Here is a 17,657-nt window from a genome sequence, read left to right as displayed (position 1 = left end):
GATGTGGATTAATGATGATTATTGAATTATGACTTATCTGATGTTTTCTTTTGTGCGGCCTTGATCTGCTGGAATGGGCCATATTTGTGCTGTTGCTGGCTGAACTGGTCGGCATACGGACCAAACGGAAAGTCGATAGGCTTTTTGCTTAGGTCCTTCCAATCACCATGCTGATCCTTGTGCGGCCGGGGCATGGATTCAATATAAGCGGCTACGTTCCAGGCTTCCTCGTCACTCAGTTGTGGATCCTGGTAGGTAGCACCGTAGGGCATGTTGTTTTTCACGAAGCCGGCCATGTTGGTGATGCGGTACATGCCTGCACCATCATTAAAGCTATGCTTACCCCAAAGCGGCGGATAAGTGTATGATTTTTTATCAGCAGCCAGCATCCCTTCGCCGCCTGCGCCGTGGCAGCTCTGGCATTTGGCCAGGTAAACCACCTGACCCTTCGCCGGGTTAGCCGCAACATCCATGAAGGGCAACTTTTCGGAGGCGCTGCCAAACAATTTCTGCCCCTTTTTTACATCCCGGCCTATCCACTTCATGTAAGCCAATATCGAGCGCACTTCACGGCCGTTGGTATCTGGGGCCTTACCGGCCAGGCTGCGCTCAAAGCATTCTACCAGGCGTTCAGAGGCCGGTTCCTTATGCCCGCTTCGGTTGCTCAGCTTCGGATAGCTGGCCATAAAGCTGGCGTAGTTGTTCCCAAACAGGCGGCTCCCGCCGTCCAGGTGGCAGTTCTGGCAGTTCATGCCATTGGTCAGCATGGCGATACTGCCTTTCGGCCCGAAATAATTGGAGGTATGCGCTACCAGTTCCCTGCCGTACCGGATCATCTCCCCCGACTTGCCTGCCGGAATGGTGCTGGTATCAGGTGCCTTCCAGGCATCTGCCGGTATCGGCCTTGCCGGGGCTGGTGCGGCGGCATCAGTAGTCGGCGCTGAAACAGGCGTATCGCCGCTGCCTGCAGTTGCTGCTACCACGGGCGCTGATTTTCTGCCGCCTGCAGATAGTGAAACCACGATAATGGCGATACAGGCCACCAGCAAAACCGCTATATAGATGGTATACCGGGTGATTTTAACCAGTGCCCTGACAACTTCCTGTTCTGTTTGCTCTTCCATGCGCTTATGATTGATATATCAAAAGTACAGGCAAAACAGCCAGCAGTTGTATCATATTAGGCTATCAACAATAACCTAATGTTATGACAATAGAAGGAAAGCAACTTTCTGTCAAATGGAGTGAGCCCAGCAGCGCTGCAATTCACTTACCGGTAAAAATCAGCTTCTGCTCTCAGGCTTTCATGAGTGCGCTTCCAAACCGAGTACGTTTCCCCGTTCAGCGCCCTGCTAAGTGCCCGGCCCAGGTTGCTTTGAATAGACTTTACAAGTTCGTCCGCGTCCGCTAAACAGTATCCATCAATTTCATCATCATTAAAAGCAATTGCGCTGCACTGCTCAGACGTGACAGGCTTTGTCAGAAAAATGAAATGCACACTGTCTCCATATGGTACTTCATCCAGCAAGACCGGCTCAGAAAAATAGGTATGCATAAGGCGTTCAATCGCGGGAAATAATCCGGTCTCTTCTTTGCATTCACGCAAGGCCGCCGCATCAGGCGCTTCGCCTTGTTCAACTATTCCGCCCGGTAAAGTCCACTGCCCGGTAATACATTTCCGGAGCAGCAGATGGCGTTGCTCACAGGGGATCAACAGGCAGGCAGCTACGGTTTTCCGGGGCAGGTTGCGGTAAAATTCTTTAGGATGCATTATACAAGCTCATATTTGTACGGGATGGAAGATTGTTTTATCAAGGACATGTAAAGCAGCATCCATTTTATAAATAATCACCTCCCCGGTAACCACTTCCAGCTGCTCAACCTGCTCCGGCGACAAGCCTTCCAGATACATGATTAAGCTTCGCAAGGTGTTTCCATGCGCCAGTAAGAGTATGCGGCACCCTGCCTGTAAGTCAGGCTGTACACAGGTCGTGTAAAACTGGATGACCCGTTTACCGGTTTGCTCGAGGCTTTCCCCTCCCGGCGGGATACTGGTATAGCTGCGCCGCCAGCGTTCAACTGTTGCTGAACCGTACTGTTCAACGGCTTGCTCCTTATTTCTGCCCTGCAGCAGCCCGTAGTTGCGCTCGTTCAGCGCCGGAACAGATTGCACCGCTGTATGGTCATACAACGGACTGACGGTTTTTGCAATGATGGAAAACGTCTCCCGTGTACGCTGCAATGCTGAACAATACACCTGGTCAAGTTGAATACGTAGACGCTGCAGTTCTCTGCCTACCTGCGCAGCTTCCACCCGTCCGACGGGTGAAAGGGGGCAGTCCGCGGTACCCGTAAAGCGGTTATCATAATTGTAAGCTGACTGCCCGTGCCGGATCAGCACCAGCTGTGTGAAACCCGTGATATTATGGCCTGCCTGTATCATATTTGATTTGAGGTTGATAATAAAAATTCACCAGCAAGTATCCCAATATTGCCATTCCGCATCCGGTGGATAGGCCACCCAGCACATCAGACGGGTAATGAACGCCCAGGTAAACGCGTGACACCCCCACCAGCACTGCCCAGTACACCAGCCATAGGGAACTGTTCCGGCCGGCAAAGCTTAAAGAAATCGTGGTAGCCAAAGCAAAAGCATCACAGGTATGCCCGGATGGGAAGGACCAACCGCCGCCCGGCCCGAGATGATGAATAACCGGGTACATATGATAAGGCCTTATCCGGTGAACAGTATGTTTAAGCAGGGTTGCTGCAATGCCGGACAGTATTATCCCTGTTACTACGGTGTAAAGCTGTCTTCTCCGTTCTGCGGTGACTGAAGCAAATGAATACACTAAACAACATACAGCCATGCCATATGCGCTGATGCCTGCTGAATAAGTAATGCACAAAAAAATCCAGTCCTACATCGGGGAGCGGCAGGCGTTAAATTCAATAACCGCCTGCTTATCCCATTCATAGAAGGTAGTGCCGAGCAGTACAGCTGCCACTAGGCATATTACGACAACAAAAACAAGGTTGCTGAGGTGATTACGTTTCATGGGTCAGAAAATTAAAACCAGTGTCCCTGCGATGATCATGAAGGCGCCGATGGCTGCTTTCACGGACAAGGTTTCCTTTAAGATAACGACCGATAATACGATAGTCAGGGCAACGCTGAGCTTGTCAACCGGCGCCACCTGCGATACCTTCCCTAGCTGTAAAGCCTTGTAGTAAAATATCCAGGATAAGCCTGTAGCCAGCCCTGAAAGGATGAGGAACAGGATATTTTGCCGGGAAAGCAGAGTGATACCCTGCAACTCGCCGCGGGCTGCAGCAATGCCCCAGGCGACTACCAATATAACAACCGTGCGCACAGCAGTCGCCAGATCAGTGTTCACATTGGCAATACCTATTTTTGAAAAAATTGCTGTCAACGAAGCAAAGAGTGCTGAAAGGAGTGCATAAATCCACCACATCGTTTTTATCTGGTTGAGTAACCGAATCGTTTAATTGTATAAATACCTGATCTGCAATCCTTAAATCCAGGTAGCTGCTTTCATCTTCCATATATATAGTTTATCAAAGGTTGGGCAGAAGATACCACAGCAGCAGCCCGCTGATGAACACGATGCCCGAGGTAAGCAGAAAGGACAGCAAAAATCCGGGCCGGTAGGATTGGCTGAGCAGCTGCCGTTCGGTGCGCCGGTAACGGACATAGGCGAGTAGGGCCAGCAGCGCCCCCATAGCCACCAGCGCTATGCCGATAGCGGACGAGAAGCCTTTACCGGGCAACACCACTTTCTCGTTCAGCGCCAATGATAATTGTTTAATAAAAAGTGAAAACTTGACCACTACAAAACCAAAGCCCATGAGGGCAATACTGGTCCGCAGCCAGGCCAGGAAAGTGCGCTCATTGGCCAGGTGATCGCCCGGGTTCGCCGCAACCTGCTTTTTAGATAAATCAGGTGTAGAGTCCATCATCTGCTATTCTGATTTATTTTACGATCACTTCCACCGGCGCAACGAAGTTAACCATATAAGTGCGCCGCATATCCTCGTGTGTGTCTGGCTGCGAATGCCCTGCGGCATCCGTTGCACGGGCCCGGAGTTGATAAGCACCCGGTGTGGGGGGGACGTTCCATGCAAATTCCCATAACTGCCAGGCATAGCGTACAGGTTCTTCCAGCAGCGTAGCGGGCTGCCAGCTTTGGCCGTCGTCCGTGCTGATTTCCACCTGCTCAACTACCTGCTCACCCGACCAGGCGGCGCCTGTCACCCTATAAATACTGCCTGCAGCCACCACCTCCTGTAGTGCCGGCCGTGCAATTTCAGCCTTGACCTGCATTTCTGTTACCGGCACCAGCGTCGGCTTTCCGTACAGGTCTTTCCAGTAGGCGTATTCCAGCGTTTGCCAGTAACTGTGAAATCGTGTGGCGGTAGCTGTGATTTTAATGAGCCATTTGACCGATGCCATCCCGTACCAGCCGGGAATGATAGCCCGCACCGGGTAACCGTGTATTGCGGTGAGCGGTTCGCCGTTCATCTCAAAGGCAATCAGTACCTGCTCCTGCAATGCCTTATCCAACGGCAGGCTGTGTGCAAATACAATGGTGCCCGGTGCTTTAGGTTCCTCACTGATCGTTCCTTCGTCCTGGCCTTCCAGAATGATTTCAATCACGCCGGCCTTTAAACCTGCTTTCTCCAGCAGCAGGTGCAAAGGCACACCCGTCCATTCTGCATTGCCGACAGCCCCCTGTTCCCAAAGTAGCCCTTTGGCTTTGGGTACCAGTTTAGAACGGCCGTTGCCGGCACATTCCAGGGTAGCCATCACCGTACGGGCCGGCATCTGTTTCAGTTCCTCAAAAGTGAGTATGAACGGATGCTCCACTTCCCCCTCAATACTCAGCCGCCATTCTTCAGCTTTGATCTCCGGAATTGGGAAATGGCTCCGCACATAAAATTGTTCAGCCGGAGTAATGCGGCCATCCAGTGTTGGAAAAGCAAACTCAAGGTTTACCGGTTCCCGCTCGCGGGTAATCAGGCCGGGAAAAATGGCTTTGGAAGAGTTGATCGGTATTGACATAGATTGATGTGTTACATTATATAATATAAAACCTCGTAGATGAAAAAAGGATTGATAAATAATTATATGAATGACTTTGCTTTGGTCTGTACAGAAACAATGCTTTAAATTGATTATACGTTGGGTACAATGCACACCGGTACGGGCGAATCATGCAATACTGAGTCCGTGACGCTGCCCATTAATAATTTGTTGAGGCCGGTGCGCCCGTGTGTGCCCATGATCATGAGCTGGGCCTGCCAGGCCTGTGCCATCTCAATAGCAATCTTTCGAATGTCCCCTTCCGGCGTCATCTGCTCCGTATCTATGCCTTCCCCATATCGTTGCTGCATGTGTTGCAGAAATGCTTCAGCATCGGCTGTCAGGCCTGCTGCCGCCTGATCCGGAAAGATACCTGCATCTACATTGCCTTCAGCCAAAGCGGCTTCGATAACATAAAGTAGGGCCACCCGGGCACCGACTTCCCGGGCCAGGTTGAAACCATATTCAATCGCCCTGACAGCCGAGGGACTGTCATCTGCCACAATCAAAATCTTATTTGTTTTCATAGTCAATTTGATTTAGAATGCCCTGGCCAGCAGGATACCCAGGTAAGTGGCCAAGAAACCCAGCGCAATGCTGCCCACGGTGTACAGGATGAAGCTGAACAACTGATGATTGGTGAGCAGCTGTATGTTTTCAAAGGCAAACGAAGAAAAGGTGGTAAAGCCGCCGCAAAAGCCAGTCACCAGAAAAAGCCGCCATTCTACCGCGGTTATATTTGCCTTTTCGGTAATAAATACCAAAAAACCGATCAGGAAGCAGCCTATGATATTAACCAGAAATGTGCCATAAGGGAATACGGTTACGCCTTGGCTCACAATCCACCGGTTGGCCAGGTAGCGGGCTACACTACCCAGGCCTCCGCCGATAAAGATGATCAATGGTATTTTCATAAGCCCTAAGTTAGTTCCCAGAATTCAACGGCCTTGAACACGATCAGTTTACCTCTCAGCAAAGCAGCGTGCTTAGTGCAAAATGCCTCAAGCTTATCTTTTTCATCAATCAGCTCTACACACACGGCCAACTCATGGTTAGCCAGTTCCACATGCGCCATCTGAACAGGCTCATGCAGCGAATAGCTGCTGTGCGTTTGGTAAACCGAGGCATTCAACAGCCCGTCAGCTTTGGCATATTTTACCAGCTCACGATACAGTTGCTTGGGCTGCAGCCTGGCCAGCAGGCCCTGGCCCTTTACCTGGTCTCTGGGCTTCAAGTAAATTTGTATCTTTCCCAGCGGGCGTTCGCGGATGGCTTCCTTATTCATGATTTTTCTTTCTTTTAAGACGGCTGCCGTACTCCATTAATTTCTCGTGAAAATGCCCGCGCCGCTTGTTGGCCTCGGCCAGCGAGGTCTCGTCCGCAAAGTGCGCCTCCAGTATTTTGGGCATGGCGATGCGCTGTGCGCTGTAGATGCCTGAATGCCCACTGAAAAAATACGCGGTAAAACAGGCTACCGCAAACAATACCGCGTGTTCGCCGCCAAACAGCTCGATACCCATAAAGGTACAGGCCAGCGGGGTATTGGTGGCGCCCGAGAATACGGCGATAAAGCCCAGCGCCGCAAACAGGCTGACCGGCGCATGGAGCAGGCCCGCCAGCGTGTTGCCCAGCGTGGCGCCGATGTAAAACAGCGGTGTAACCTCACCACCCTTGAACCCGGTGCCCAGCGTGACCGTGGTATAGATGGTTTTCCATAGCCAGCTCCAGGTGTCAGCGCCGCCGGCATGAAAGGCGGACGGAATGGTGATAGCGCCGGCATGCTCCGGGTCAACGCCCAGGCTCAGGTAATCCGGTTTTCCGTTCAGATAAGTCAGGCCGATGATAATGAGGCCGCCTGCTGCTGGAATCAGCCATTTAATACGAAAGAGCTTTCCGAACAACGCCTTGATTTCATGAACCATGCCGGAAAACAGAGAACTGGACAAGCCGAAAGCAGCGGAAGCAACGATTACCTTTACAAACAGCAACAGATCGAATGACAGGTAAGCCGAAAAAAGGTAAGACGTTTTGGGCAGCGCATCGATATGATAGGCGGTGTGATGAATGCCCCAGGCGGATATGGTGAAATCACCGATTAAGGCAGCCATCAGGGCGGGCAGCATGGCATCATACTGTATGCGGCCAATTGTGAGCACTTCCATGGCAAATACCGCCCCGGTCACCGGCGTACCGAACACCGCCCCGAAACCAGCGGCTACACCCGCAGTAAGCACCAGCCGCATGTCGCTGCCTTTGAGCCGGAACCACTGGCCGAACATATGGGCCAGGCTGCCGCCAATCTGTACCGCCGTACCTTCGCGCCCCGCCGAGCCACCGAACAGATGCGTGATTACGGTAGTTATTAAAATGATGGGTGCCATCCGTCTCGGTATCCCGCCACCAGGTTGATGAATTTCCTCCATAATGAGGTTGTTGCCTTTCTCGGAAGACTTACCAACCGATTGATAAATGAAGTGGATAACCACACCGGCAGCCGGCAGCAGGAGCAGCAGCCAGGTATGAGTGAACCTGAAATGGATGCTCAGACCCAGCAGCCACAAAAAGAAGGCTACCATACAGCCGATAGCCACCGCAACAGGCAGTACCAGCACCGTCCAGCGCAGGGTATGCTTCAGGATGCTGTAGTGGGCGAACGAAGAAACAGGCTGTATCATGGCGCTAAAGTTGGCAGGATTTCTTTCCGGTAACGTTCCAGACTCTCAGTAATGCTCGAATAGGCGGCTTCCTTGGGCTGAAAGCCTAAAACTTCCACCGGCTTATTCTCCAGCTTCTTATAATCCTCAAAAAAGTTGCGGAACTCCTGCAGCGTATGTTCAGGCAGGTCAGCAATGTCGTTGACATGGGTTAAAGAAATATCGTGGCTGGCTACCGCAATAATCTTATCATCGGTATCACCGCTATCACGCATTTCCATTAGGCCGATGACCCGCGCAGTTACAATGGAGTACGGCAGCAGGTCCTGGGAGCAGATCACGATAATGTCGAGCGGGTCATGGTCTGTAAAATAGGTTTTTGGTATCAGCCCGTAATTAGCCGGGTAGTGAACGGCTGAAAACAGGATGCGATCAAGCGTCAGCAAGCCTGACGGCTTATCCAGCTCGTACTTGCTGCGGCTCCCCTTTGCAATTTCGATGACCGCCCGAACCTCGTGAGGGACATGGTCACCCGGTTGAATGCCATGCCATGGATGTAAATTATACATGATATAATAAATCGATCAGCTTCTCTTAAACGTACTTAAACCCGCGAACCCGGCTTTGCTGCCCAATTCCTGCTCAATGCGCAGCATCTGGTTAAATTTGGATACCCGTTCGGAACGGCAGCCGCTGCCGGTCTTAATATGCCCAGCATTAGTGGCCACTACGAGGTCGGCAATGGTGGTATCTTCCGTTTCCCCGCTGCGGTGCGAAATAAAGCAGTGATAGCCGTTCTGCTGCGCCAGGTTCACCGCTTCCAGCGTTTCCCAAACGGTACCGATCTGGTTCAGCTTGATCAGCACGCTGTTGCCGATGCCCTGGTCGATGCCTTCCTGAATGATAGCCGGATTGGTACAGAAGATGTCATCGCCTACCAGTTCTACCTGGCTGCCCAATTGCCGGGTCATAGTCTTCCAACCGGCCCAGTCATTTTCGCCCAAGCCATCTTCCAGTAAGACAATCGGGTATTCGCTGATCCATTTCTCCCACAGGTTCACCAGCTCTTCCGAACTGTAAGTCTGCTGGGTACTCTTGTACATTTTATACCGGCCATGGTCCCACATCTCACTGGTAGCCGGGTCCAGGCAAATGGAAATATCTTCACCCGGTTGATAGCCAGCTTTGGTAATGGCTTCCAGAATCACCTCTACCGCCTCTTCGTTGGATTTCAGGTTTGGGGCAAATCCGCCTTCATCACCCACGCCGGTGTAATAGCCTTTGCTGGTCAGCAGCGCTTTTAGGGTGTGAAACACTTCTTCGCCCATACGGATACTTTCCTTAAAGCTGGACGCATGGTGCGGGGCAATCATAAATTCCTGAAAATCGAGGTTGTTATCCGCATGACGGCCGCCGTTGATGACATTCATGCAGGGAACCGGCATGATGTAGCGGTCACGCTCCACTAGCTGACGGTACAGCGGAATCTTTTTGGAAACGGCATTGACGCGGGCGAAAGCAATAGAAGCGGCCAGCAACGCATTGGCACCCAGGCGGGCTTTATTAGGCGTGCCGTCCAATTCAATCAGCTTCTTGTCATAGGCTTCCTGACTATCAAAAGATTGACCGGCAATGGCGCTCCTGACTTCGCCGTTCAGGCCGGCAACGGCTTTTTCCACGCCTTTGCCCTGGTAGCGGGTCTTGTCGCCGTCACGGAGTTCAACCGCTTCTTTTTCGCCGGTGCTGGCACCGGAAGGCGAGATGCCGCGGGCAGTTGAACCGTCTTCCAAAGTAATTTCTGCTTCGACCGTAGGGTTGCCTCTGGAGTCTAATACTTCCCGGGCGATGAGATTGGTAATTTTCATAGGATTATGGATTTGTTATTTGAATGAGTTGCTGGCTAAGTTCGATAAGCGGCTGCAAAAAGCTATGATACCCGGCGCGGTCATTTTCGTCAGTTGGGCCGTAACCTATCAGGCGTTCAAATTCAGCGCCTGACAGGTCTTCCCACAAACGAACCGCTTTAATGTTCAATAACTTATTTAAGCTTTGCGTTTCTTTATCAATCGCGTAAAACCGGCTAAAGTTTTGCAGGGCCGTTTTTGTCAGATTGAGCTGAGCAATCACAGCCTCGTGCTGATCTGTGGTAAGATCGTCAGATAGCATAATTACGCCGGTTTTTTCTTGCGGCAATTTGGCATAAGCAAGCAGTTCTTCCATAGCTTCTAGGTATTCCGCGGCGACATGAATGACTGAGCCGATAGCCCTAAGATGATTGGAATTAAAATTATTTTTCATATCGTTTATGCGTTAGTTAAAAGTTGTGCATACAAATCAGGTAAACCGCTTGCGCGGATTGCTTGTTGCACCTGTTGTACATTGTAGGGCACACGTTTGATCTGAACGTCCAGGGCACTAACCAGATCCTCCTTTAAAGGTAAAATAGTAAGCAGTGCGTAGGCAGCCCTTGGATCACCATCTTTTGGTTTTCCCACTGAGCCTACATTGACGGCCAGCTTAGTTAGGCGGGCGGCGCCTTCATCTAATATGAACCGCCGGATATAAGGCCGGTGCGTATGCCCCATCAGGAGCACCTTTGCATTAGCCTGGCCCATCAGTTGCACCAAATGTGGCTCAGGGCAGTCTTCAAACACGTATTCATTTATACTGGCGGGACTGCCGTGGGTCAGCACGAGTGCCTGTGTACCGAAGGCGGGATTAAATGTAAGTGTCAGTTGTAATGGCAGGGTCTGCAAGTACTGACGGTTGCTTTCTTTAAGCGTTGCGTTGGTAAATGCAATAGCCCGTAAACCGGCCTCATGCTCTTCCTCTGTCTGGTAAGAGAAGGGAAATTCGGGTACTCCCTGCCCGATACCCTGATCATGATTACCCATGAGACTACTGATCCGGCGCCCACGTATAAATTCTACAACCTCGTTGGGCCAGGGTCCGAGGTTGACCAGGTCGCCCAGGCAATATACTGCATCCGGCTGTGCATTTTGCAAGTCGGCCCAGACAGCTTCCAACGCCGGCAGGTTACCGTGTATATCGCTAAAAACCGCAATCCTCATAGATGTATTCCTTCCTGAAGTTGAATCATGATGAGGCTAATGGAGATAGTCCGAAGCATGGCGACCAAGATATCCTGGATCAGCTCTCCTCTGCGCTGGTACCAGCGGATTATTATAGGACCGTAAAAAGCAATCACAAATATAGTTACAGCTACACCCAGCAACAGGGAGATAAGAACATCTGCAGGAAAACTCAGGCCGTTGAAAATAGATAGATAAGCAAGACCCATCGTAGTGACAGCCAGTGTACGCTGCATTCGCTTGTTATTCCGGTATAACCAAGCCAGGCCGGTTCCTAATACCGCTATTCCAAGCGCATGAGCTGAGGGAAAGCTGCGGGTGGATGATTGCCCTCTGATCAGCAGTGGCGCCAACTGAGTGCCCATAGCTGCAGACGGGCTCTGCTGGGAAGGAAAAAATTTATAGCGTAGCGGCAGATGCAGGTAAAAGGCAAAGATTAGTGCACACAAGACCGTTGTCCACCCAGATGGGAAACGGCGGCTTAGTATTAAAGTCAGGATGGATGGTAAAAGAACAGGACCGGTGAGCCACTGCACGCCCTGAAACGTTTCGGTGGGGTAAATTAGATGCCATTGATATAACTGGAGCCACGTTCCTCGGTTACCCCGAAGAAACACCAAAAAAGTCAACAGTATGATAAAGCACACTACCGGTTTTAAAAAGGGTGAAATTGAAGATAACGTGTATTTGAACCGCATATCCTACAAACAAATAATATCAACCTCAATTCAAAAGGTCAACTTCAGTCTGCAGGCGCCATCAGCAAAATGCGGTTTGTTGAGAACTCAACCGGAAGGACACCATTTCCGTTAAAGCAAACTTACAACTTCGAAGTTTAAAAAGCAATTATTTTAATTGAAAAAATAATTGTGAAATGAGCATCTGGTATTAAAAATGCAAAATATACGATTATTAGTGAAATATTTTGGTGACTACTTCAAGTGATTTGACTGCTTACTATCACCTGTTAGGAAGTATAAATAGCTCAATATCGTGATTTACATTGGTGTTATTCAACTATATTTTATTGTTCATTTAAGGTTATCCTCAAAAAATTAATTGCTTAAGGGAAACCATAAAAATTTGAAAGGTTTAAGGCTTATCGCAATATTGCGATATAGCTTACGGGTATTGCAAAGAATTGAAGAATGCAGGTATCATTCAAGGCACCATAGAGGGCGTCAGCACCTGCTATTGCATCGAACCGAAAGCCTGGACCAGATTGCGAAAAGATTTAGGTCTGTGTATGATTTTTTATATTGAATTAAAAACCTGCTGTTAAATTTTTAACAGCTATCCATTATAATGTTACAATACAAACGGTGCAAAGCAACCAACAGACAACAGACATGGTAAGGCAGAAGTACAGCGACATTGTCTTACAGGATAAAGCTGAAAACCAAGCCTAGTGCTGCGGAGCGGGTGGCTGCTCCACCGAGCTGTACAATATCATGAGCGATGATGATACCGAGCTGAGCGGCTATAGCCCGGATGCTGATTTGGGCCTGGGCTGCGGCCTGTCCGCCCAGCCTGCCAGAATCAGTGCAGGGCAAACCGTAATTGATCTGGGCAGTGGTGCGGGCAATGACTGCTTCGTGGGCAGGACGGAAGCCGGTGAGGCAGGGTGATTGGTATCGACATCACTGAGGCCATGATTGCCAAAGCAAGGGCCAATGCGGACTGAGCGATTTGTTGAAGCAGGAAACTGGTAAAACCGTCATTGAACTGATCCATATCGCTCTGATTGCAGAAGCCAAAAAGAGGCTGCAGCAAGGTAACGAAAATGTCTCGCAAACCGCGTTTGCACGGGTTTTAAAACCGTTCCTGTTTTCGAAACTTTTTAAAGTGAAGCAGGACTAAATCCGGTTTTCTACCTCAAACAATTATTGAACTGCTTGAACTTTTCTCGACCATTTTTGAACTGTTAACCTTCATTCATTTTTTCAAAAGCTTTATACCTTCGCTTAGTTCTTTTATATCAACAAACGGCTTTCAATCTAAAGCTGTTTGTTGATATAAAAGCGTTGATCAGATCCGCTGCGACCGACACCCATACTACCATCCACACCCAAATGGCATCGGTGATGCAGGCTGCGTCGTCGGACAGCAGGAAAGGGACAGCACTGACAAAATTTCCCCGTTTGGCCGTTACACCCCACTAGATGAATGCTATTCAGGCCCTAATGAGCATCTTTGACTTGGTCTGCGGTGCCCATCAGGCTGTCGGATAGGCTTTGGCTTTACCGCCCAGCGCTTCGACTTCTTTCACGGCGGCATTCAGCCCGTCTGTGCCCCTGGCCAGCAGCGCAAGTGAAGCGCCTTGTTTGGCAAATTCCCGCACTATGGCTCTTCCCAAACCGGCCGAGGCACCCGTCACGACTACGGTCTTGCCTGCGAATTTTCGTTTCATCATAATTACAATGCCTGGTCCTGGTAATATTGTTCAATGGCGTCCCCAATTACATTGACCGTTTCCTGTGCTACAGCGCCACTCACCAGACTCCATGAGTTGTCGCCGTTGTTGATAATAGACACAGGATTACCATTCAGTTCAAAACTGAAGGTTTCATCGGGATGTGTAATCCCAAGCGCCGTTGCAGATTTTTCTTCAGGCAACTGAACTGAAATCTGAAATTTATCTTCATGCTTCATTCTTTTACAACAGCTGTGCTGAATGATTGTTGAATTTAGTTACCTGAAGTTAACTACAGGTTAATCAAAGCCGCATCCCTGTTGTTATGCAAAAGAAACATCAAATGAACTATCAGGTGGAAGAGATATCCGGCTACAGTTACGCGGTTCAACTGATTCCGGTAACAGACAGCGACAAGCAATTACTGAATGATAAGAGAGGCAGTGAAGCTATAGCGAAACATTATCATGAAGCGGTAAAATCTAAGTTCGGCGCACAGATTCACATTGCCTCCTTTTCATCCAATCCTGATTTTCCTTACAGTGCTACCATAGAATGTACAGCACAAAGCGGCTCAGTCTAAAGAGTGCATAAGTGTGATAAATGATGCTGCATAACAGCATTTACTTCATTAATTGAACTAAAAATCAGGCCAGTATGGATGAGCAGTCTAAACCCTTCGAAAACGACATAGCTACATTCAGAACCGATGTGAAACAAAGAGTCCTGGCTTTTGCTGAACAGCTGCTGAACGAGGAAGGTTATAGCCCTCGGGCTGCCTTACAGGAGGGCATCAGAAGAGCCGAACAGCAGTTTTTAGATGAACAAGGATGAATGAGCGCATGATCTTTACTGATGCTTCCCATTTTCAAGCTGCCGGTTAAGCACCAGGGCCGCACTGATTAAGCCCAGGTAGGTAAACGCCTGCGGGTAATTGCCCAGGGGCTGCCCGCTGAACCCCAGTTGTTCGGCAAACCAACCCAGGTGATTGGCATAGCCCAGCATTTCTCAAAATACAGCCGGACATTTTCGGTCTGACCTGACAGGCGCAGGCATTGCATATACCAGAACGTGCACCTGGAAAACGTGCCCTCGTTCCCGTGCAGGCCATCCGGATCCTGCTGATTGCGATAATGATAGACCAAAAAATCAGCCACCAGTTTTCTTCGATGCAATTCATTGTACTCCGCCATTTCGGGTCTTTACGGCTGATGAAACTGATGATGGGCATCAATAGTGCAGCGGCATCTACCGTTGCAGCTCCCTTTTACTGTACAAAAGAATTAAGCTTTGATCAATTACCCGGATCAGCACAGCGGCTTTTTCACCATGTGGAAAGCCGCACGGCAGTCGTGAGTTTCTCTTATCGTTTCGGCAAGCGTATAGCGGCTTTACGCAGCAGAAGCGCAGCCAGTGAGGAGGAACGCCGTCGAGCGCAATAGCCTGACCGGATCAGGTAAAGCTATTATTGAGATAGGCATAGTATGTGTCAATACAAGAAGCAATCCTCCTGATCCACTCATCAGGCGGATTGCTTTGATATCAAACATTAATCAACGCCAGTGGCCGGGTATCCACACCGAACCTCGGCGGGTATTCTGCCAGTGCCCTGGTACAAAGAAGGCGCCTGGACGAGGTGGTGCGGCCCAGTACCCTCCGTGCCAGACATACCGGCCGCCGCGCCGGGTCCAGTCTTCCGCTACCCACACGTGTCGGGGGAGGGCGGTGGGGGACGTCTGATGACGGCTACCGGCCGGGCCGGTCTCACCCGGACGATGAGCTGTGCCTGTGTGGTGAATGCACCGGCCGACAACAGGCCGGCCAGCAGTGAAACTTTTGCAATCTTGTTCATTTCATTGAATTTGAAAGTTAAAAAATATGTTAATTATAATGGCCGCGTACCCAGTGACGATGACCATAGGGACCAACCTCATAATGGCCGGGTACCCATCCTGCCCTGCGATGAACCACGCAGGAGCTGAAGCTTGCCGCAGTTACCAACAGCAGCAGGCCATATTTGAACGGTTTTAACATGTGGCGTTCTGATTTGCGTTAATAGCTCCGGTAATTATGCTTTTTGCGGTAAATCGATCGGCTCAGACGGTTTTCCCGGGCTTTCAGGTTTGCGCGTCTGGCCGGTGTCATCGTACCTGTAGCTTTGGCCATGCGCTTGTCAGCACGGATGTTCTGTTCGCGCGCCCGCAAGTGTGCTTCTTCTGAATGGGTAAGTGCACCGCTGCGAACACCCTGATTGATCCGGCTTACCTGATGGTGTTCCCGCTGATTGATGACGGGTGTACGCTGCGCTTTGGCTGCAGAGGTCATGGCCATTCCGGCCACAAAAAGACCTGCGATTACTAAATTGATTTTCATGGATATTTGTATTAAATGGTTTGCTATTGTTGTGATTCTTTAGCTGGCACTGGCGTGCTTAGCGGCTCGTTTTTCCCTTTTGGCAGCTTTCCAGGCCAAGTATTGTTTTTTCTGAGCAGGCGTTAGTATGCTGTTCATCTGCTGATCTGTCCGGCTGGTAATTTGCCGGCGCCCGGACCGCCGGTGAACTTTCATCTGTGCTTTCAAGCTGTCCATCCGGGTGGCCTGCACCAGCAGCACGCTTTTGATCTTATCCGCCTGGGCGGTAGTCAGGTTTAGCTTTTTAGTCAGTACCTCCGTTTTGTGTGCGGCCCGCTGCTCCGGGGTTCTGTGCTGTATCCTTTGCGCGCAGGCGATCTGCAGCGTGGATACCAGCATTCCCATCAAAATTGTTCTTTTCATTGTTTTTCAGTTCTGATTTATGGTGACTGTATTTATCTACTTGGAGACAACTTCTGTAAAATGGTTTAATCCCTCCAATAAAATACATCGTAATAAGAGGTATGCGTTTTCATGCTGAACAAGTTTTACTGCAAAAGGTTTAACCAATGAGCTAAATATACCTTTTTATGCAAGGTATATATCAGAAGCAAATCCTATATTTGGTTTAAAGAACTAAGCATGTATTCAAAAGAGTTACTCAAGGGAACTATTGAAATCATCATCCTGAAGCTCTTGTCTGAGAATGAACGGATGTACGGCTACGAAATCACGCAAAAAGTTAAGGAGCTCACCGATGATAAGATTCTGATCAGTGAAGGCGCACTGTACTCTTCCCTGCACAAGCTGGAGGCTACCGGGGTGCTGGACACCGAGTCGGTGCTGATGGGGAAACGTCCGCGGGTATACTACCGCCTGACCAAAAACGGGAAGCTGGTGGCAGCCGAGAAGATTGCAGAGCTGTCTTCTTTCATCAAATCCCTGAGCAATGTCATTGATTTTAGTATCAGCCTGGCATGAAGCGGGAGTTAACTGAAGAAGAGTATAACCAGATCATCAGCTACCTGCAATCTATGGGGATAAACGATCTCCGGCAACAGGCAGAAATGGCCGATCACCTGGCGGTAATTACCGAATTACACCTGGATAGCGGCATGTCTTTCGAGGCCGCTTTTAAGCAGGCCAAAAAGCAGCTGGCCCCCAAAGATATTGCGCAAATCAAACATCATGCATTCAGCTGGACCAGCTATCCCAGGTTTTTAGGCAAACCTTTTTTGATCGGTCTGACGGTATTGTGCCTGGCTGCCTTTCTGACCGGTTTATTCCTGAGGTACCAGCACCTGCCGTATCACCGCATCTGGATCATCCTGGGCCGGCGTACCTTTGTGTTTGTCCTGCTGCCGCTGTGGCTGTTGCATAATTTGACCGAATACGCCAATAAGACCAGGCAGGTGCTCAGATTTATAATTCAGTTCTCTGCTGCCCAGACCGTGTTTGACTTTTTGATCCGGCGGAAACTCAACTGGGTTCTGCTGGTAACGACTTCCGTATTAGTGCTGGTTTGGATGTTGGTATTCTGGTTGCTGCCTTTTTTGAAAAGGAACAGGCAGGAGTAGCTGATCGTCTGTGGCAATCAAACCAGACTATTTGGTCTATGTCCACACGAGGCGGATGCATATATTTTCCCCCTCTGTGCACACCCATTTGGCTTAACAAAGAACAGGTTATAACCGCTGTTCACCAGGTTCGTGTGGCGGCACCTCCGGTGGCAAGTCATCGGGCAATGGTGGTATTTCGGGCGGGAGGTGCTCGTTATCTTCCTGCGGGATTTCAGGTTCGGCAGGATCATCAAGCGGTTCGATCTCCGGCTGCGGCGTTCTGAGCGGAAACTCTTCCGGCTCATCAGGTATAGTTTTCGGAATCATTGTGTTGCGTAGTGGTATTACAGGAACAATACCGTTGTGCCGCATAATGTTTCATCCGGAGCCATTTTGGGTTTGACCTTGCGGGGTGCTGTTCATCAAAACATGGTTGCACAATCCAGAAAGTCTTAGGCCCCTCACGCCATCATTGGTTAACTA

At 49.9% G+C, this 17,657-nt stretch carries 30 protein-coding genes and 1 riboswitch; of the genes, 6 read left to right on the top strand and 24 right to left on the bottom strand.

Annotation, left to right across the window (positions count from 1 at the left end):
- Positions 1–26: 26 nt before the first annotated feature.
- From HH214_RS09320 to HH214_RS09240, 17 genes are all read right to left on the bottom strand, one after another.
- Entirely contained in the window at positions 27–1,124 is a 1,098-nt protein-coding gene (locus HH214_RS09320) for a c-type cytochrome (protein WP_169607143.1), read from the bottom strand.
- A 146-nt stretch (positions 1,125–1,270) separates the two neighbouring features.
- Positions 1,271–1,771, bottom strand: a complete 501-nt coding sequence (locus HH214_RS09315) for an NUDIX domain-containing protein (protein WP_169607142.1) — start codon at positions 1,769–1,771, stop codon at positions 1,271–1,273.
- A 9-nt stretch (positions 1,772–1,780) separates the two neighbouring features.
- The gene (locus HH214_RS09310) at positions 1,781–2,401 is read right to left on the bottom strand and encodes a 2,3-bisphosphoglycerate-dependent phosphoglycerate mutase (protein ID WP_211166341.1); all 621 of its coding nucleotides are present in this window, start codon (positions 2,399–2,401) and stop codon (positions 1,781–1,783) included.
- 22 nt (positions 2,402–2,423) lie between these two features.
- Entirely contained in the window at positions 2,424–2,870 is a 447-nt protein-coding gene (locus tag HH214_RS09305; protein ID WP_169607138.1) for a phosphatase PAP2 family protein, read from the bottom strand.
- 192 nt (positions 2,871–3,062) lie between these two features.
- Entirely contained in the window at positions 3,063–3,476 is a 414-nt protein-coding gene (locus HH214_RS09300) for an EamA family transporter (RefSeq protein ID WP_169607136.1), read from the bottom strand.
- Positions 3,477–3,579: 103 nt separating this feature from the next.
- Positions 3,580–3,981: a YidH family protein gene (locus tag HH214_RS09295; protein ID WP_248282244.1), complete on the bottom strand. Its 402-nt coding sequence runs from the start codon at positions 3,979–3,981 to the stop codon at positions 3,580–3,582.
- Positions 3,982–3,994: 13 nt separating this feature from the next.
- Positions 3,995–5,218: a sulfite oxidase gene (locus tag HH214_RS09290; RefSeq protein ID WP_248282243.1), complete on the bottom strand. Its 1,224-nt coding sequence runs from the start codon at positions 5,216–5,218 to the stop codon at positions 3,995–3,997.
- Positions 5,197–5,631 carry a universal stress protein gene (locus HH214_RS09285; protein WP_169607134.1) on the bottom strand — a complete coding sequence of 145 codons (435 nt, stop codon included), beginning with the start codon at positions 5,629–5,631 and terminating at the stop codon, positions 5,197–5,199. The genes HH214_RS09290 and HH214_RS09285 overlap by 22 nt, the downstream gene beginning before the upstream one ends.
- A 12-nt stretch (positions 5,632–5,643) precedes the next feature.
- On the bottom strand, positions 5,644–6,018 hold the full coding sequence (gene crcB, locus HH214_RS09280) for a fluoride efflux transporter CrcB (RefSeq protein ID WP_169607132.1): 375 nt from the start codon (positions 6,016–6,018) through the stop codon (positions 5,644–5,646).
- A 5-nt stretch (positions 6,019–6,023) separates the two neighbouring features.
- Positions 6,024–6,389 carry a DUF190 domain-containing protein gene (locus HH214_RS09275; protein WP_169607131.1) on the bottom strand — a complete coding sequence of 122 codons (366 nt, stop codon included), beginning with the start codon at positions 6,387–6,389 and terminating at the stop codon, positions 6,024–6,026.
- A complete protein-coding gene (locus tag HH214_RS09270) occupies positions 6,382–7,779 on the bottom strand; it encodes a voltage-gated chloride channel family protein (RefSeq protein WP_169607130.1) in 1,398 nt (465 codons plus the stop codon). The genes HH214_RS09275 and HH214_RS09270 overlap by 8 nt, the downstream gene beginning before the upstream one ends.
- Positions 7,776–8,327, bottom strand: a complete 552-nt coding sequence (locus HH214_RS09265) for an inorganic diphosphatase (RefSeq protein ID WP_169607128.1) — start codon at positions 8,325–8,327, stop codon at positions 7,776–7,778. Before HH214_RS09265 ends, HH214_RS09270 begins: the two co-directional genes overlap by 4 nt.
- A gap of 15 nt (positions 8,328–8,342) precedes the next feature.
- Positions 8,343–9,623: a phosphopyruvate hydratase gene (gene eno / locus HH214_RS09260; protein ID WP_169607126.1), complete on the bottom strand. Its 1,281-nt coding sequence runs from the start codon at positions 9,621–9,623 to the stop codon at positions 8,343–8,345.
- A gap of 4 nt (positions 9,624–9,627) precedes the next feature.
- A complete protein-coding gene (locus tag HH214_RS09255) occupies positions 9,628–10,056 on the bottom strand; it encodes a hypothetical protein (RefSeq protein ID WP_169607124.1) in 429 nt (142 codons plus the stop codon).
- A gap of 5 nt (positions 10,057–10,061) precedes the next feature.
- Positions 10,062–10,829 (bottom strand): metallophosphoesterase family protein, encoded by a 768-nt coding sequence (locus HH214_RS09250; RefSeq protein WP_169607122.1) that lies wholly within the window; start codon positions 10,827–10,829, stop codon positions 10,062–10,064.
- A complete protein-coding gene (locus tag HH214_RS09245; RefSeq protein ID WP_169607120.1) occupies positions 10,826–11,386 on the bottom strand; it encodes a phosphatase PAP2 family protein in 561 nt (186 codons plus the stop codon). The genes HH214_RS09250 and HH214_RS09245 overlap by 4 nt, the downstream gene beginning before the upstream one ends.
- A 207-nt stretch (positions 11,387–11,593) precedes the next feature.
- A riboswitch (Fluoride riboswitch) is annotated at positions 11,594–11,667 on the bottom strand.
- A gap of 562 nt (positions 11,668–12,229) precedes the next feature.
- Positions 12,230–12,403, bottom strand: a complete 174-nt coding sequence (locus HH214_RS09240; RefSeq protein WP_169607118.1) for a hypothetical protein — start codon at positions 12,401–12,403, stop codon at positions 12,230–12,232.
- Positions 12,404–12,542: 139 nt separating this feature from the next.
- Here HH214_RS09240 and HH214_RS09235 point away from each other — a divergent pair, with 139 nt between their 5' ends.
- Positions 12,543–12,710 carry a hypothetical protein gene (locus HH214_RS09235; RefSeq protein WP_169607116.1) on the top strand — a complete coding sequence of 56 codons (168 nt, stop codon included), beginning with the start codon at positions 12,543–12,545 and terminating at the stop codon, positions 12,708–12,710.
- A gap of 355 nt (positions 12,711–13,065) precedes the next feature.
- Here HH214_RS09235 and HH214_RS09230 read toward each other — a convergent pair whose 3' ends face one another.
- Positions 13,066–13,263, bottom strand: coding sequence for an SDR family NAD(P)-dependent oxidoreductase (locus tag HH214_RS09230; RefSeq protein WP_211166340.1), 198 nt, complete (start codon positions 13,261–13,263; stop codon positions 13,066–13,068).
- Between the two features lie 2 nt (positions 13,264–13,265).
- Positions 13,266–13,502, bottom strand: a complete 237-nt coding sequence (locus HH214_RS09225; RefSeq protein ID WP_169607114.1) for a hypothetical protein — start codon at positions 13,500–13,502, stop codon at positions 13,266–13,268.
- A gap of 86 nt (positions 13,503–13,588) precedes the next feature.
- Between HH214_RS09225 and HH214_RS09220 the strand changes: the two genes are divergently transcribed.
- The gene (locus HH214_RS09220; protein ID WP_169607113.1) at positions 13,589–13,846 is read left to right on the top strand and encodes a hypothetical protein; all 258 of its coding nucleotides are present in this window, start codon (positions 13,589–13,591) and stop codon (positions 13,844–13,846) included.
- 74 nt (positions 13,847–13,920) lie between these two features.
- Complete coding sequence (locus HH214_RS09215; protein ID WP_169607111.1) at positions 13,921–14,097, top strand: hypothetical protein; 177 nt, start codon at positions 13,921–13,923, stop codon at positions 14,095–14,097.
- 15 nt (positions 14,098–14,112) lie between these two features.
- Here the strand turns inward: HH214_RS09215 and HH214_RS09210 are convergent, their stop codons facing one another.
- Entirely contained in the window at positions 14,113–14,268 is a 156-nt protein-coding gene (locus HH214_RS09210) for a hypothetical protein (protein WP_169607109.1), read from the bottom strand.
- Positions 14,269–14,432: 164 nt separating this feature from the next.
- Between HH214_RS09210 and HH214_RS09205 the strand changes: the two genes are divergently transcribed.
- Entirely contained in the window at positions 14,433–14,705 is a 273-nt protein-coding gene (locus HH214_RS09205; RefSeq protein ID WP_169607107.1) for a hypothetical protein, read from the top strand.
- Between the two features lie 111 nt (positions 14,706–14,816).
- On the opposite strand, the gene HH214_RS22310 is transcribed toward HH214_RS09205, so the two are convergent.
- The 3 genes from HH214_RS22310 to HH214_RS09190 form a co-directional block, all read right to left on the bottom strand.
- Entirely contained in the window at positions 14,817–14,972 is a 156-nt protein-coding gene (locus HH214_RS22310) for a YXWGXW repeat-containing protein (protein WP_169607105.1), read from the bottom strand.
- 343 nt (positions 14,973–15,315) lie between these two features.
- A complete protein-coding gene (locus tag HH214_RS09195) occupies positions 15,316–15,636 on the bottom strand; it encodes a hypothetical protein (protein WP_169607103.1) in 321 nt (106 codons plus the stop codon).
- A gap of 39 nt (positions 15,637–15,675) precedes the next feature.
- The gene (locus HH214_RS09190; RefSeq protein WP_169607101.1) at positions 15,676–16,038 is read right to left on the bottom strand and encodes a hypothetical protein; all 363 of its coding nucleotides are present in this window, start codon (positions 16,036–16,038) and stop codon (positions 15,676–15,678) included.
- 219 nt (positions 16,039–16,257) lie between these two features.
- Between HH214_RS09190 and HH214_RS09185 the strand changes: the two genes are divergently transcribed.
- Both HH214_RS09185 and HH214_RS09180 read left to right on the top strand, forming a co-directional pair.
- Positions 16,258–16,596 carry a PadR family transcriptional regulator gene (locus HH214_RS09185; RefSeq protein WP_169607099.1) on the top strand — a complete coding sequence of 113 codons (339 nt, stop codon included), beginning with the start codon at positions 16,258–16,260 and terminating at the stop codon, positions 16,594–16,596.
- Positions 16,593–17,192 (top strand): hypothetical protein, encoded by a 600-nt coding sequence (locus tag HH214_RS09180; RefSeq protein WP_169607097.1) that lies wholly within the window; start codon positions 16,593–16,595, stop codon positions 17,190–17,192. The genes HH214_RS09185 and HH214_RS09180 overlap by 4 nt, the downstream gene beginning before the upstream one ends.
- Positions 17,193–17,300: 108 nt before the next feature.
- Here the strand turns inward: HH214_RS09180 and HH214_RS09175 are convergent, their stop codons facing one another.
- On the bottom strand, positions 17,301–17,501 hold the full coding sequence (locus HH214_RS09175; protein ID WP_169607095.1) for a hypothetical protein: 201 nt from the start codon (positions 17,499–17,501) through the stop codon (positions 17,301–17,303).
- Positions 17,502–17,657: the final 156 nt, after the last annotated feature.

This window comes from Mucilaginibacter robiniae, from assembly GCF_012849215.1.
In the GTDB taxonomy this organism is placed as follows: Bacteria; Bacteroidota; Bacteroidia; order Sphingobacteriales; family Sphingobacteriaceae; genus Mucilaginibacter; species Mucilaginibacter robiniae.
This window is presented reverse-complemented; position numbering and strand designations above follow the sequence as displayed.

Bases quoted from the DNA above. Each gene is read 5' to 3' on its own strand.
- HH214_RS09305 (WP_169607138.1), bottom strand. From the start codon at position 2,870: ATGGCTGTATGTTGTTTAGTGTATTCATTTGCTTCAGTCACCGCAGAA.
- HH214_RS09270 (WP_169607130.1), bottom strand. From the start codon at position 7,779: ATGATACAGCCTGTTTCTTCGTTCGCCCACTACAGCATCCTGAAGCAT.
- HH214_RS09210 (WP_169607109.1), bottom strand. From the start codon at position 14,268: ATGCTGGGCTATGCCAATCACCTGGGTTGGTTTGCCGAACAACTGGGG.
- crcB (WP_169607132.1), bottom strand. From the start codon at position 6,018: ATGAAAATACCATTGATCATCTTTATCGGCGGAGGCCTGGGTAGTGTA.
- HH214_RS09295 (WP_248282244.1), bottom strand. From the start codon at position 3,981: ATGATGGACTCTACACCTGATTTATCTAAAAAGCAGGTTGCGGCGAAC.
- HH214_RS09315 (WP_169607142.1), bottom strand. From the start codon at position 1,771: ATGCATCCTAAAGAATTTTACCGCAACCTGCCCCGGAAAACCGTAGCT.
- HH214_RS09225 (WP_169607114.1), bottom strand. From the start codon at position 13,502: ATGAAGCATGAAGATAAATTTCAGATTTCAGTTCAGTTGCCTGAAGAA.
- HH214_RS09205 (WP_169607107.1), top strand. From the start codon at position 14,433: ATGCAATTCATTGTACTCCGCCATTTCGGGTCTTTACGGCTGATGAAA.
- HH214_RS09285 (WP_169607134.1), bottom strand. From the start codon at position 5,631: ATGAAAACAAATAAGATTTTGATTGTGGCAGATGACAGTCCCTCGGCT.
- HH214_RS09230 (WP_211166340.1), bottom strand. From the start codon at position 13,263: ATGATGAAACGAAAATTCGCAGGCAAGACCGTAGTCGTGACGGGTGCC.
- HH214_RS09320 (WP_169607143.1), bottom strand. From the start codon at position 1,124: ATGGAAGAGCAAACAGAACAGGAAGTTGTCAGGGCACTGGTTAAAATC.
- HH214_RS09190 (WP_169607101.1), bottom strand. From the start codon at position 16,038: ATGAAAAGAACAATTTTGATGGGAATGCTGGTATCCACGCTGCAGATC.
- HH214_RS09265 (WP_169607128.1), bottom strand. From the start codon at position 8,327: ATGTATAATTTACATCCATGGCATGGCATTCAACCGGGTGACCATGTC.
- HH214_RS09220 (WP_169607113.1), top strand. From the start codon at position 13,589: ATGCAAAAGAAACATCAAATGAACTATCAGGTGGAAGAGATATCCGGC.
- HH214_RS09180 (WP_169607097.1), top strand. From the start codon at position 16,593: ATGAAGCGGGAGTTAACTGAAGAAGAGTATAACCAGATCATCAGCTAC.
- HH214_RS09185 (WP_169607099.1), top strand. From the start codon at position 16,258: ATGTATTCAAAAGAGTTACTCAAGGGAACTATTGAAATCATCATCCTG.
- HH214_RS09250 (WP_169607122.1), bottom strand. From the start codon at position 10,829: ATGAGGATTGCGGTTTTTAGCGATATACACGGTAACCTGCCGGCGTTG.
- HH214_RS09255 (WP_169607124.1), bottom strand. From the start codon at position 10,056: ATGAAAAATAATTTTAATTCCAATCATCTTAGGGCTATCGGCTCAGTC.
- HH214_RS09275 (WP_169607131.1), bottom strand. From the start codon at position 6,389: ATGAATAAGGAAGCCATCCGCGAACGCCCGCTGGGAAAGATACAAATT.
- HH214_RS09175 (WP_169607095.1), bottom strand. From the start codon at position 17,501: ATGATTCCGAAAACTATACCTGATGAGCCGGAAGAGTTTCCGCTCAGA.
- HH214_RS09195 (WP_169607103.1), bottom strand. From the start codon at position 15,636: ATGAAAATCAATTTAGTAATCGCAGGTCTTTTTGTGGCCGGAATGGCC.
- HH214_RS09300 (WP_169607136.1), bottom strand. From the start codon at position 3,476: ATGTGGTGGATTTATGCACTCCTTTCAGCACTCTTTGCTTCGTTGACA.
- HH214_RS09215 (WP_169607111.1), top strand. From the start codon at position 13,921: ATGGATGAGCAGTCTAAACCCTTCGAAAACGACATAGCTACATTCAGA.
- eno (WP_169607126.1), bottom strand. From the start codon at position 9,623: ATGAAAATTACCAATCTCATCGCCCGGGAAGTATTAGACTCCAGAGGC.